The following is a 12,919-nucleotide window of genomic DNA, read 5'->3' on the forward strand; positions in this document are numbered from 1 at the left end:
TCAGCGCACCCACTCGGCCAGGTCGGCCGGCGTCGGATAGGAGAACACCAGCGCCACCGGTACGTCGGTGCCCAGGTGCTCCTGGAGCCGGGCGGTGATCTGGAAGGCGGCCAGCGAGTCCCCGCCCGCCTCGAAGAAGTCGCAGTCGGGTCCGAGCGTGGCGTCCGCGAGCGTCTCCCGGTAGATCTCGGTGATCAGTTCGGTGAGATCGGTGGTCTGGTTGGTGCTCATCGAGCGGTCCTTTCCGAGGCGGCCAGGGTGAGGCGGTCCACCTTGCCGGTGCGGGTGGTCGGGAAGCGGTGCAGCCGGGCGAAGCGCCGGGGGATCATGTGCGGCGGCAGGGTCCGGGCGAGGTGCGCGCGCAGCGCGGCGTCGGCGACCCCGGCCAGGTCGCCGGTCAGGTGGGCGACCAGGTAGGTGCGGGCCCTGTCGTCGGCCGCCGCGGTGATCGCGGCGCCGGTCACGGCCGGGTGGGTGAGCAGCGCGCCCTCGACCTCGCCGGGGTCGATCCGGTAACCGCGGATCTTGATCTGCCGGTCGCGGCGGCCGAGGTACTCCAGGTTGCCGTCCGGCCCGCGCCGGGCCAGGTCCCCGGTGCGGTACATGCGGGCGCCGGGCGGCCCGTCCGGGTCGGGCACGAACCGGTCGGCGGTCAGGCCGGGCCGGCCGGCGTAGCCGCGCGCGACGCCGGGACCGGCGATGCACAGCTCACCACCGGCCGCCAGCCGCACCGCGGTGCCGTCGACGGGCGTGCCGATCACGTCCCGGCTCGTGTCCGGTTCCCGGGGCACCTCGAAGCGGGTGGTGGTCATCGTGCACTCGGTCGGCCCGTACTGGTTGATCAGCCGTCCGGCGATCAGCCGGCGTCCGCCGGCGAGCAGGAACGGACGGATCGGCTCGCCGGTCGTCGCGACCAGCCGCAGACCGCGCAGGGCCTGCTCGGCGCCCGGCTGTCCGAGCAGGAAGGTGAGGAACGAGGGCGTGACGCTGAGCATGCTGTTGACCCCGTGTTCGGCCAGGGCCGCGAAGAACTGCGCCGGCCGCAGCAGCGTGGCGCGCGGCAGGACCACCAGGCGGCCGCCGGCGACCAGCGGGGCATAGGTGTCGCGCAGGGCGGCGTCGAAGCCGGGCGGGGCGAGCTGCACGGCCACCGTGTCCGGGCCGAGGTCGTAGTCGCGCACGATGCCGCGCAGGTAGGGATGCATCCAGCGGTGTTCGATCAGGACCGCGTTGGGGGTGCCGGTCGAGCCGGAGGTGTGGCTGACATAGGCCAGCGAGCGCGGCGCCACCCGGGTGGGCAGGGGCAGCTCGGGATGGGTGTCGTCGACCAGGACGGCCGGCCCGGGCAGGCCGAGGGCGGCGAGCCGGGGCGCCAGGGCCGCGCTGGTGATCGTCAGGTCCGCGCCGCGGGCCAGGGCGGCGAGCCGCTGGTCGGGCAGGTCGGTGTCGACGATCAGGAACGCCGCCCCGGTGCGCACGGTCGCGGTGACCGCGACGATCCGGTCGACGCCGTCCGCCAGGGCGACGACGCAGATCTTCTCCGGGCCGGCCTGCCGGGCGGCGAGCGCCCAGGCCAGGGCCCGGGAGCGGTGGTGCAGGTCGCGGCGGCTGAGGCTGCCGCCGGGGGTGATGAGCGCCGGAGTGTCGCCGTCCGGCAGCTCGGATACGAAGGTGGGCATCATCGCGGGCCTCCGGTGCTCTGGTCGACCGCCACGAACCGCAGTTCGCTGCAGTAGCGGGCGCCCTGGTCGTCGGTGAGCCAGGCCTGCTCGGGGGTGGGCAGCATCTCGCTGACGGTCAGCACGGCCACCGGGTCGGCCCTGCTGAGCCGGCGGATCGCCTTGGCCAGGATGCTCACGTAGACCGGGCTGTCGAAGTCCACGTAGAACGGCCGTGGCTCGGCCGGTGACACGACGAAGGCGAACCGGGGCAGGCCCTGGTGCTCCCGCCACGCCCGGGCGGCCACGAAGCGGGCGGCCTCGGACTTCTCGGCCGCGAATCGCAGGGTGTCCGCGGGCAGCCGCCAGGTCTCCCGGGAGAGCACCATCCGGTCGACCGTGACCCGGGGGGTGTGTCCCTCGTCGGGCTGCACGGCGAACCGGTTCATGACCTGGTTGGTCAGCGCGTTGCCGAACACGTCGAGCAGGGGGAACCGCTCGCCGCCGGGCAGGACCGCTTCCAGCGTGCCGTCGCGCTCCTCGACCAGGACGTCGGCCCCGGCGAGGGTGCGCGGCCGATGCGGGTCGGCGGTGTGGTCGACCACGCCGACCAGGTAGTCCGCCGGCCGGATCAGGGCCGGTCGGCTGCGGGTCGACCAGCGCAGTGCCTTGGACTCCTTGGGCAGCATCGGCATCAGCCGCGGGCCGGGGAAGTCGGTGTCGGTCTCGGCGATCAGCTCCGCCGCGTCCGGGTGCTGCATGACGAACAGCGACTGGGTCAGGGTGTTGGTGCCCACGTGCATCTCGCCCAGCACCAGCTCGAAGTCCCCCCGGGCCACCGCCTCGGCGCTGTCGGCCAGCACGAACACGTCGGGACTCGCGTAGCGGGCGAGGGCCCAGCCGCGGCCGGGCTCGTCGAAGGCGGCGGCGACCCGGTCGGCGATGTCGGCGGCGCGCAGCCGCACCCGGCGGGCGCCGGGCGGCGCGTCGATGATCGCGGCCCAGCGTCGCTGGAGCTCCCGGCGGATCTCCTCGGCGTCGTCGGGGGCTCCGGCGTACGGGTTGGGGATGCACCGCATCCACAGCGAGGCGAGATCCACGGTGCCCAGCTCGGCGCGCAGTGTCTCGAACCGTTCCCGGATCCGGCCCTCGGCGACCTCGGCGAACCGGTGGACCAGCCAACGGGCCGCGGTCAGGCAGAAGCTCAGCGGGGTGAGCTCGGCCAGCACGGCCGCGCCCACCCGGACGGTCGCGGCGCGCCGGGTGTCGGCATACGTCAGTGCCCGGCACGGTGCCGTCCGCGCACCCTTCTCCCGCTGGGCGGCCGTCGCGGTCAGCTCGGCGAACGCCGTCTCCATGCGGTCGAAGGCGTCCAGCAGCGCGGCCGGGTCGCGGCCCGCCGCCCGCACCCGGTCCCGGCCGCGCTCCACGACCGCCAGCCGGGACAGGGCGTCCTGCCGGATCCGGGGGTCGGCGATGCGCGCCAGGGTGGCCCGCAGCCAGCGGTCCGGGTGGGTGTCGGCGGGGATCTCCAGGCGCCACACGATCCAGCGGCGGCGGGCCAGCACGTCCAGCACGTCCAGCACCTCACCGGCGGGCCGGCCGGTCGCCGCGGCGATCTCGGCCGGCAGCCGGGCGCCGTCACACAGGGCGAGGATCCGCCGGGCCTCGGCGTCGATCGGCTGGGCGGGGCTGCCGGCGACCGTGACGGTGTCCGCGCCGATCCGGGCGTAGGAGACGCGGCGCGGGGCGACGTGCTCGCGCAGGCCCGGAATCTGTTCGACGGTCTTGGCCACCGCGTCGATCGCCCAGCTGGAGAAGTACACCTCGGACGCCGCCAGGAACCGGTCGCCGGGGTCGACCACGACGCCCGGCACCGTGCGGTCGATCCGGCCCCACCCGACCGGGCCGAAGAAGCCGATGGTGTCGTTCTTGACGCAGAACCGCTGCCAGTAGTGGGCGACGAGCTCCTCCCGCTGGCGCGGCATGCTGGTCCGCCCGGCCGCACTCGGCTGCCAGGCCAGGAAGGGGCGGATCCCGGTGCCGAGCACGGCCCGGTTCTGCCAGGCGACGGCGGCCTGGAAGGCCGGCAGCGCCGCGACCCGCTGCAGCTCCAGCGCGGTGGCGACCGCGGCCGCATCGTAGAGTCCGGTGAAGTCCGCCCACTCCGGGCCGGCCGGCGGCGCCTGGGCGGCCTTGTCGGCCGCGGCGGCGAGACCGGCGGGAGCCAGCCGCAGTACGCCGTCGGCCGGGAAACCGGGCCCGCGCAGCGCGAACTGGCTCCACAGCCGCCAGCCACCGGCCAGATGCACTTGGTCAGACATGTCCCAGCGTCCTTTCCGGAGCGGGCCGCAGGCGGGAGAGCGCGACCAGCACGTTGACGGCGGCGATCGTGGCGGTGCCGGCGACGGCGAGCAGGACCACGCCGATGCCGGCGCGGTCGGTCAGCACCCCGGCCAGCAGCAGGCCCAGCGGCCCGGCGAGGGTACTGATCGTGATCACCGTCTGGACCACGGCCGGCAGCACGCCGGCCGGTGCCCGGGTGCTCACGATCGCGGCGTAGGGGGCGTTCGAGACGGTCACCGCCGCCGACGACACGGCGACCGCCACCACCAGCGCGGCGGGCGGGGCGGGCCAGAGCAGGAACCACAGCGGCAGGGCGATCATCACCATGGCGGCGCGGGCCAGGCGCACCGGCTCCACCCGGGTGGACACCAGGTAGGTGACCAGCGAGCCGATCAGCGCGCCCGCACCGGAGCCGGCGACCAGCAGGCCCCCGGCCCGGGCGTCGTGACCGAACCGGGTGTACGCCAGCAGCGGCAGGCTCAACGCCAGCACCCGCAGCACCAGGCCGAACAGCACCGTCGAGAGCACCGCCTGGCCGAGGACCCGGTCGCTGCGCAGATAGCGCAGCCCCGCCCAGGTGCCGCGATCCCGGCCGGCCGCCGCGGCCCGGCCGGCGCCGCCCGGCACCAGGGTCAGCAGGAGCAGGAAGGAGACCGCGAACGAGGCGGCGTCGATCCACAGCACGTCGGCGGCGCCGGCCACGGCGATCAGCGTGCCCGCCACCGCGGGACCGCCCAGCGCCGCCGCGTTGTAGACGCCGTCCAGCACGCCGTAGGCCCGGGTCAGCGCGCCCGGCGAGGCACCGATCAGGTCCATCGCCAGCACCCGCTGGGCGGCCGCGTACGGGACGCCGCACACGCCGACCACCGCGACCAGGGTGAGCAGCAGCCCGAAGCTCAGCGCGCCGGCCGCGTGCAGGATCGGGACGGCGGCCACCAGCGGCGCCCGCAACGCGTCGCCCAGCAGCATGGTGCGCCGTGCGCCCAGCCGCTGCAGCACGCCGCCACCGGCGAAGCCGAGCAGCGCCAGCGGAAGCACCTGCACGGCGTAGACCACGCCGGTCCGGGCCGCCGAACCGGTCGTCTCCAGCACCAGCCAGGGCAGCGCCAGCATGGTCATCTGGGTGCCGAACGAGGAGATGCCGCCGGCGGTGTACATCGCGGCCCGCGCGCCGGCGCGGCTCACCGGGAGCACCATTCCAGCACCGCCCGGGCACTGTGGTACTTGTTCTCGGCCTGCTCGAAGGCGATGCTCTGCGGCCCGTCGAGCAACTCGGCGGTGACCTCCTCGCCACGGTGCGCGGGCAGGTCGTGCAGGAAGACGCCGGCGCCGGTGGCCGCCATCACCGCATCGTCGGCCTGGAACGGCGCGAACAGCTCGCGCCAGTTCGGCACCGGTTTGGTGGTGCCGGTGGTCTGCCATCGGGTGGTGTAGACGACGTCGACCTTCGGCAGGTCGGTCATGTCGTGGCGCTGGACGACCCGGGAGCCGGCGCGGTCCAGGAACGACCGGTCGACGCCGAAGCCCGGCGGCGTCCGCAGGTGCAGCTCGGTGCCGGGGAACCGGGACAGCGCCAGGCACAGCGCCGACGCGGTGTTGTTGCCCTCGCCGACGTAGAGCACGCGCAGTCCGTCGACGCCACCGAAGTGGCGGGTGAGCGTGGTCAGATCGGTCAGCGCCTGGGTCGGGTGCTCGCTGGCACTCATCGCGTTGATCACGGCCATCCGCCGCGACGCCGCGTACGCCCGCAGCTCGGCGTCCCCGCCGGCGGTGCGCACCACCAGCACGTCGAGCATCCGGGACAGCACCGCGCCGGTGTCGCCCGCGGTCTCGCCGGTGTTCTCCTGCAGATCCTGCGGCCCGTACGTGATGAGCCGCCCGCCGAGTCGCAGCGCCGCCGCCGAGAACGCGGTCCGGGTCCGGGTGGACGTGTTGCGGAACAGCACACCGACGATGTCGCCGTCGAGCGGGCGGCCGCCGCCCGCGGTGCCCGCGCTGTACTCCGCGCCGCGGCGCACGATCCAGCGCAGGTCCTCGTCGCTGAGGTCGTCGATCGAGATGAGGTGCCGTCGCGTGCGCATGTCTCCTCCTGGGTGCCGCGGGTGGTCTCACACCGTGCCGAGGGCGTCGCGCAGCACGTCCAGGCCGCGGTCGAGCCGGGGGATGTCGATGTTCAGCGGTGGCAGGATCTTGACGACCTCGTCGTGGCGGCCGCACAGTTCGACCAGCACGCCGTGGTCGAACGCGTACCGCTGGACGAGCGCGGCCCGCTCCGGACCGCCGCCGCCGCCGTCGCGGCCGAGGTCGATGCCGAGCGCCGTGCCGAGCCCGCGGACCGCGACGCCCGGATGCGTCCGCGCGATCTCCGCGCCGAACCGCTCCAGCCGCCGGGCCGCGGCCACCACGTCGGTGCGGAACTGGGTCTGCTGCCACAGTTCGCAGGCGGCGGTGGCGGCGACGAAGGCGAGCTGGTTGCCGCGGAAGGTCCCGGTGTGCTCGCCCGGCTCCCAGGCGTCGAGCTCCCGCCGGAACAGGGTCATCGACAGCGGGAGGCCGTAACCGCCGATGGCCTTGGAGACGGTGACGACGTCGGGCACGATCCCGGCCCGCTCGAAACAGAAGAACGTGCCGGTACGCCCGCAACCCGCCTGGATCTCGTCGAGGATGAGCAGCACACCGTACTTCTCGGTGACCGCGCGCAGCCGGCGCAACCAGTCCGGGGAGGCCGGATACATCCCACCCTCCATCTGCATCGGTTCGACGATGACCGCGGCCGGCCGGGCCACCCCCGACGACGGATCGTCGAGCAGGCGTTCGAGCAGCGCGACCCCGTCGAAGGCGCCGTGCGGTCCGTCCTCGTACGGGATGAAGGTGACGTCCTGCGCGGTGACGCCGCCGGCCCGGCGGGCCCGCAACCCGCCGGTGACGCCGAGCGAGCCGCGCGACATCCCGTGGTAGGCGCCGGTGAACGCGATCAGACCGGTGCGCCCGGTGGCCTTGCGGGCCAGCTTGAGCGCCGCCTCCACCGCGTCGGTGCCGGTCGGGCCGCAGAACTGCACCTTGTAGTCGAGGTCGCGGGGGCGCAGCACGAGCTCGGCGAAGGCCGACAGGAACTCCCGTTTGGCGACGGTGTGCATGTCCAGGCCGTGCATCAGCCCGTCGCCGGCCAGGTATCCGGTCACCCGGCTCTTGATGTACTCGTTGTTGTGGCCGTAGTTCATCGTGCCGGCGCCGCCGAAGAAGTCGATGAACATCCGGCCGTCCTCGGCGTAGAGCTCCGCGCCCTTCGCCCGGTGGAAGACCGCGGGGAACTTGCGACAGTAGATCCGGACGTCGGACTCGAGATCTTCGAAGACCGAGAAGTCGGATGCCCTCTTGACCTGCCGGGTGACGGGTGCGATCGCCATGAGGTTCCTCTGTTCTGCGTGAATCCCTGGAGCTGCGTGACGTCCTCCAGAGTCGCCAGCGGCCGGCGCCCGCGGCAGAGAAGAACAGGCACTCTCACCGTTCACAGCAGACCGACCCGCATGGCGTACGCGACGGCGTGCGCCCGGTTGCGCAGCCGGTACCGCTGGGTGATGTCGTGCACGATGCTGGTCACCGTGCGCGGCGAGTAGGACAGTGTCCGGGCGATGTCGCCGGTCTCCCGGCCGTCGGCGACCAGCCGCAGCACCGCCCGTTCCCGGTCGGTCAGCCCGGCGACCGCCGGGCCGCGCGCGCCCGTGTCCAGCAGATCGTCGAGCAGATCGGGCGGTACGGTGCAGTCGCCGCTCGCCGCGGCCAGCACGGCCCGGGTCAGCCGCGCCGCGCTCGCCTCCCGCCGGCGCAGCAGGCCGCGGGCCCCGGAGGCGATGGCGTGCAGGGCCTGCGGCTGCGCCACCTCCGTGGCGACCACCACCACCTCGGGCCGGTGCGGCGCCGCCCGGGTCAGCCGGACCAGGTCCAGCACCTGCTCGTCGACCTCGTCGACGATCACGATGGTGACCGCGGCGGGCACCCCCACGCCCACCACCGCCACGCCGGGACGATCGCTCAGCGCGCTGCGCGTGCCGGCTTCGAGCACAGGATCCAGCGCGATGACACTGACATTCACCGATTCACCCGTCATGCCGCCCAGCCAAGCGGGTGCGCGGTCGCGGGACAGGCGTAGGAACTACCCGGATTCGGTGGTTCAGATCAGCCCGGTCCGGATGCCGCGGGCCACCGCGTGCGCCCGGTTGTTCACATGCAGCCGGGCCATCAGGTCGTACACGGCGTTCTTCACGGTGTGCTCCGAGCAGGCCAGGTCCCGGGCGATGGCGGCGTTGCTCTGCCCCTCGGCGATCATCCGTAGCACCCGGGCCTGCTGCGGGGTCAGCGGCTCGGCCGACAGCTCCCGTGGTGCCGGCGCCGCGCCGGCGAGCAGCTTGACCATCGCCGGGTAGGGTATCCGCCGGTCACCCTGGCCGGCGGAATGCAGGGCCGCGGCCAGCCGGTCCGGAGTCACCCCGGCCCGCGGCAGCATCGCGCGCACCCCGGCCCGGAACCCGTGCCGCACCCCGGCGGCGTCGAGCGACTCCGCCACGACGAGCAGGCCGAACCGCTGCTTGCGGTACGTCTCCGGGCAGGCGTCGAGGGCCTCGGCGACGGTGGCCCCGCTGACCACCACGGTCGCCTGCGGCTCGTCCCGCAGCGGGGTGACCCGGACGCCGGCCCGCACCAGCAGGGCGGCCAGCCCGTCGATGTCGCGCCCGAACAGATGTGCCTGCAACGTCTCCACGGTCTCTCCCCACCTCGTGGCCGCCGGGTCCTGCGCGCCGCTCACCACCCTCCGGCCCGGCCGGGGCCGGCGCATCGGTAGTCCCACCCCACATTCGCGCCGGATCCGGTCCGGGGACACCCATGGCCGCCTGGAATGATTCGCGGACATGTGGATTCCCTCGGATGCCGAGATCCGGCAGTTGCACGAGCGCGTGGCCCCCACTCCGGAGGCGTTCGACCTGGTGTGGACGCACTGCGAAATCGTCTGCCGGATCGCCGAGCAGCTGATGGCGCGCCGCGAGCTCGGGGTGGATCCGGATCTGGTCCGGGCCGGCTGCCTGCTGCACGACATCGGGGTCTACCGGCTGTACGGGCGGGACGGGGTGCTCGACTACCCGAACTACATCCGGCACGGGCTGCTCGGGCATCAACTCCTCGAGGCGCAGGGCTGGCCGGACTACCTGTGCCGATTCTGTTCCTGCCACACCGGCGTCGGGGTGACCCGGGCGGACGTGCTCGACCAGGGGTTGCCGCTGCCGCCGGGCGACTATGTGGCCGAGACGCCGGAGGAGACCCTGGTCATGTACGCCGACAAGTTCCACAGCAAGAAGAACCCGCCGGTGTTCGTGTCGGCGGCGGCCTACACGGTCAGCGTCGCCCGCTTCGGGCCGGGCAAGGCGCAGCGGTTCGGCGAGATGGTCACCGCGTACGGCGAACCGGATCTGCTGCCCCTGGCGACCGGATACGGGCACCGGCTCACCGCGTGATGACCGACGAGGCGGAGGTTCTGCGGCGCTTCCTGACCGCCGACCCGCGGGTGTGGCCGCAGCTCGCGCCCGAGGTGGTGCGGCGGGTGGGCGAGGACCGGCTGCGCGCGATCGTGGCCGCCACCGGGGAGCGGGTCGGCGGGATCTCCGGGGTGGCGGACGCTCCGGACGGGCTGCTGGTCACCGGTCCGGCCGGGGCGGTGCTGGCCTGGGCGCGGGTCCGCGACGGACGGCTGACCGGCCTGCTCGTCGACGGCCGGCGCTACCGGCCGCGGCGACGGCCGTGGTCGCGGCCGGCGGTGCTGCGCGGTGTCGCCGGGGCGGGCCTGGCGTGCTGGGTGGTCTCCTGCTGGCAGGCCGGGTCGGTGGCGGGCGCGGCGGGCCGGCTGCTGGCCCTGCTGGCCGGGCTGGTGCTGTTCGAGGGCTTCGGCGCTCCGGGTGCGCTGCCCCGGTGGTGGCGACGGCTGGTGGAGGCGGAGTTCCTGGTGGCGTTCGCCGCGGTGGGGCGGGTCCCGGGCCTGCCCGCGGGCGCCGCGTGGCGGGTCGTGCCGGGTGCGTTGCTCCTCGGGGCTGTCGGTGTGCTGCTGGTGCGCGGGCGGCGGTTCCGGTGGGGGAGCGCCGCGAGGCTGACCGCGTTCCCGCTGCGCGGGACCTGGTACGTGGTCCAGGGTGGCGGCCGCGGGCTCAACCACCACCGGCGCGTCCCCGAGCAGCGTGGCGCGGTGGACCTGGTCCGGCCCGGTGGCGCAGGCGGCCGGAGACTGACGGACCATCCGTCGTACGGCGCACCGGTGACCGCGCCGTGCGACGGCCGGATCGTCACCGCGGTCGACGGCCTGCCCGACCAGGTGCCGGGGGTGATCCGCTACGGACCGCCGTTCGGCAACCACGTCGTCATCGACCGGGCCGGCATCCGGGTCGTGCTGGCCCACCTGCGACCGGGGTCGGTGCGGGTCGTGCCGGGTCAGCAGGTCCGGGCCGGCGAGCAGGTCGGGCTGGTCGGCAACTCCGGTAACAGCACCGAGCCGCACCTGCACCTGCACCTGCACGATGGTCGCGGCCTGGACCTCGACGTCGCCGGTATCAGCGGCACCCTGCACCGCGGGCGGCGGATCAGCAGTGCTTGAGGTGCGGCTGGACGGCGGCCGGGACGATGCCCTCGCAGTAGTCGGAGGTGCCGCCGCCGATGCCGTGCCACGCGCCACCGGTGTAGTGGAAGACCGCCCGGGCGTTGTCGGCCTCCTTCGGGTGGGTCAGCGCCAGCGCGTAACCCTGGTAGCAGGTGATCTCGGTCAGCGTGTCGGTCGGCGCCAGCACGCCGACGAGCTTGCCGGTGCGCAGCGCCTTGAGCAGCGTCGCCTCCGACGGGGTGCAGCCGTCGGAAGCGGCCGGCTTCCCGGTCGGCGCGTGCGTGCCGGCCGGCTTGGTGGTCGGGGTGTGGGTGCCGGGGGCCGGCTTGGCGGAGCCGCCGCCGGCGATGCCACCGGCTGCCGGGCTGCCGGCCGTGCCGGGCGCGGTGGTGGCGGGGGCGGCGCTGCCGGTGGTCGCGGTGCTGGAGCAGCCGGTGAGGGCGGCGGCGGTGACGACGGCGGCGACGACGAGCGGCGTACGAACGTTCACGATCTTTTTCTCCCCCGGAGGACGATCCCGCATCCCGTGATGCGTGTGATGTCCATGAGCATGCCGACCGGCCGCGCCCGGCGAATCCCGGAAACATGCCAACGCGATCGGCCGGCGGGTCTGTCAACCTTTCGCCCGGCCATGCCGTCTTAGTGATCATGAGAGTCAGACAACGCCGCCATACCGACGAGACGTTCAGCGCCTTCGTGGCGGCGCGCTCCGGTCGGCTCATCGCGCACGCCGAACTGCTGTGCGGCCACCATGAGCAGGCGCGCGACATCGTGCAGTCGGCCCTGGTCCGCGCCTACCGCCGGTGGCAGCACATCGAGCAGGACGATCCCTACGGGTATCTGCACCGGGCGGTGACCAACGCGGTCATCGACTGGTGGCGCACCGCGCACCAGCGTCACGAGCAGCCGGTCGACGTGCTGCCCGACCTGCCGCCGGTGATGGAGAACACGGTCGAGGACCGCCACTCGCTCCTGGCCGCCCTGGACGCTCTCGCCCCCCGGGAACGCGCCGTCGTGGTGTTGCGCTACCTGGACGACTACACGGAGCGGGAGACAGCGGAGGCGCTCGGCGTCACCCTCGGCACGGTGAAGTCGACCTGTTTCCGCGCGCTGCGCAAGCTCCGGGTCAGCTTCGCCGACCCGGCGTCCGGCGAGAGCCTCACCGAGCACACCGACCACCGGCCCTGAGGGACGACCATGCCTACCGAAGACGACCTGAGGACTGCCATGAACGAGATGGCCCGCTCCACCGATCCACTCCCGCCCACCGGTGTGCTGCACCTCGCGCACCGCCGGCGGACGCGCCGGCGACTGGCCGTCGTCACGGCGGCCGCCGCGGCGGTGCTGGCCGTGCCGGTCGCGATCACCGTGCTCGGCCCGGACCATCGGGCGGACCGCCCGGCCGCCGGGACCGCCCTGCCCGGCGACGCCCGGCAGGCGCTGCGCGACTCGGTGACCGCCCTGGCCGCCGGCGATTACACCTTCACCCGCAGCGGCGCCAGCGACGTCGCCGACATCCGGCAGGGCGTCGTGCACCTGCCCGACAGCGTGCTGATCGAGCACTCCGACACCTTCGCGATGGCGCGCGTGGGCCCGCACTTCTACCTGAAATACCTGCTCGACGCGAACCCGGAGCTGCGCGCCCAGCTTCTCGGGTATTACCGCAAACATCTCAGCGGCGCCCAGCTGCGCTCGGTGGAGCAGAGCTACGCCCGACTCGACGGCGAGCACTGGGTCGCCGCCGACGAGAAGAAACTGATCGCGGCTGCCGCCATCGAGGAGCAGAGCGGCCTGGACTCCATGGCCCGGCTGCCCGACGCCCGGCGGCCCGACGCCACCGGAGCCGGGACGCTGATTGCCGCGGTGACCAGCGCCCAGCGATCCGGCACCGTGATCACCGGGACGCTGGACGCCACCGGCAAGGATCCGGAGCTGCAGAAGCTGTTCAACGACCCGACCTACCTGTACGGCGTCGGCGCCAAAGCGATGCCCTACCGGGCCGTGCTGGACGATCAGGGCCGGCTCACCGAGTTCACCGTGTCGATGCCCGACCAGCGGATGGCCTCGCAGCCGGCCGAGCCGATCACCCCACAGCCGCCCCTGGTCATCCGGATCTCGCGGTACGGCCAGACCGGCGTGCAGCCGGCCCCGGCGACCAGCGGTGAGGTCACCGCCCAGGACTACGAGCTGCTCTCCACCGACACGGACTGATCCCCCTCCGCGGTGCCGCGCCCGATCGGGTGATCCCGGCCCGGGCGGGCGCGCCGCGGGGTGGCGG

General features: G+C 73.9%; 13 protein-coding genes. 4 read left to right on the plus strand and 9 right to left on the minus strand.

Features of this window, described 5'->3' with window-relative positions:
* From ACSP50_RS20105 to ACSP50_RS20140, 8 genes are all read right to left on the minus strand, one after another.
* Window positions 1-231: an acyl carrier protein gene (locus tag ACSP50_RS20105; RefSeq protein ID WP_014691097.1), complete on the minus strand. Its 231-nt coding sequence runs from the start codon at window positions 229-231 to the stop codon at window positions 1-3.
* Window positions 228-1,682, minus strand: coding sequence for an amino acid adenylation domain-containing protein (locus ACSP50_RS20110; RefSeq protein ID WP_014691098.1), 1,455 nt, complete (start codon window positions 1,680-1,682; stop codon window positions 228-230). The genes ACSP50_RS20105 and ACSP50_RS20110 overlap by 4 nt, the downstream gene beginning before the upstream one ends.
* Window positions 1,679-3,982 carry a lantibiotic dehydratase family protein gene (locus ACSP50_RS20115; protein WP_014691099.1) on the minus strand — a complete coding sequence of 768 codons (2,304 nt, stop codon included), beginning with the start codon at window positions 3,980-3,982 and terminating at the stop codon, window positions 1,679-1,681. Before ACSP50_RS20115 ends, ACSP50_RS20110 begins: the two co-directional genes overlap by 4 nt.
* Window positions 3,975-5,189 (minus strand): MFS transporter, encoded by a 1,215-nt coding sequence (locus ACSP50_RS20120; RefSeq protein WP_231956984.1) that lies wholly within the window; start codon window positions 5,187-5,189, stop codon window positions 3,975-3,977. Before ACSP50_RS20120 ends, ACSP50_RS20115 begins: the two co-directional genes overlap by 8 nt.
* Window positions 5,186-6,085, minus strand: a complete 900-nt coding sequence (locus ACSP50_RS20125; RefSeq protein WP_014691101.1) for an ornithine carbamoyltransferase — start codon at window positions 6,083-6,085, stop codon at window positions 5,186-5,188. Before ACSP50_RS20125 ends, ACSP50_RS20120 begins: the two co-directional genes overlap by 4 nt.
* Window positions 6,086-6,112: 27 nt before the next feature.
* The gene (locus ACSP50_RS20130) at window positions 6,113-7,411 is read right to left on the minus strand and encodes a diaminobutyrate--2-oxoglutarate transaminase (RefSeq protein ID WP_014691102.1); all 1,299 of its coding nucleotides are present in this window, start codon (window positions 7,409-7,411) and stop codon (window positions 6,113-6,115) included.
* A gap of 101 nt (window positions 7,412-7,512) precedes the next feature.
* A complete protein-coding gene (locus tag ACSP50_RS20135; protein ID WP_014691103.1) occupies window positions 7,513-8,112 on the minus strand; it encodes a LuxR C-terminal-related transcriptional regulator in 600 nt (199 codons plus the stop codon).
* Between the two features lie 63 nt (window positions 8,113-8,175).
* Window positions 8,176-8,763, minus strand: a complete 588-nt coding sequence (locus tag ACSP50_RS20140; protein ID WP_052311652.1) for a response regulator transcription factor — start codon at window positions 8,761-8,763, stop codon at window positions 8,176-8,178.
* A 148-nt stretch (window positions 8,764-8,911) separates the two neighbouring features.
* Between ACSP50_RS20140 and ACSP50_RS20145 the strand changes: the two genes are divergently transcribed.
* Complete coding sequence (locus tag ACSP50_RS20145; protein ID WP_014691105.1) at window positions 8,912-9,511, plus strand: HD domain-containing protein; 600 nt, start codon at window positions 8,912-8,914, stop codon at window positions 9,509-9,511.
* Window positions 9,511-10,638 carry a M23 family metallopeptidase gene (locus ACSP50_RS20150; protein WP_014691106.1) on the plus strand — a complete coding sequence of 376 codons (1,128 nt, stop codon included), beginning with the start codon at window positions 9,511-9,513 and terminating at the stop codon, window positions 10,636-10,638. The genes ACSP50_RS20145 and ACSP50_RS20150 overlap by 1 nt, the downstream gene beginning before the upstream one ends.
* Here the strand turns inward: ACSP50_RS20150 and ACSP50_RS20155 are convergent.
* Window positions 10,625-11,131 (minus strand): hypothetical protein, encoded by a 507-nt coding sequence (locus tag ACSP50_RS20155; RefSeq protein ID WP_014691107.1) that lies wholly within the window; start codon window positions 11,129-11,131, stop codon window positions 10,625-10,627. The two genes, ACSP50_RS20150 and ACSP50_RS20155, sit on opposite strands and share 14 nt — an antisense overlap.
* A 158-nt stretch (window positions 11,132-11,289) precedes the next feature.
* Between ACSP50_RS20155 and ACSP50_RS20160 the strand changes: the two genes are divergently transcribed.
* Both ACSP50_RS20160 and ACSP50_RS20165 read left to right on the plus strand, forming a co-directional pair.
* On the plus strand, window positions 11,290-11,829 hold the full coding sequence (locus ACSP50_RS20160; RefSeq protein WP_014691108.1) for a SigE family RNA polymerase sigma factor: 540 nt from the start codon (window positions 11,290-11,292) through the stop codon (window positions 11,827-11,829).
* 9 nt (window positions 11,830-11,838) lie between these two features.
* Window positions 11,839-12,852: a hypothetical protein gene (locus ACSP50_RS20165; protein WP_155123565.1), complete on the plus strand. Its 1,014-nt coding sequence runs from the start codon at window positions 11,839-11,841 to the stop codon at window positions 12,850-12,852.
* Window positions 12,853-12,919: the final 67 nt, after the last annotated feature.

It is taken from the genome of Actinoplanes sp. SE50/110 (genome assembly GCF_900119315.1).
Taxonomy (GTDB): domain Bacteria; phylum Actinomycetota; class Actinomycetes; order Mycobacteriales; family Micromonosporaceae; genus Actinoplanes.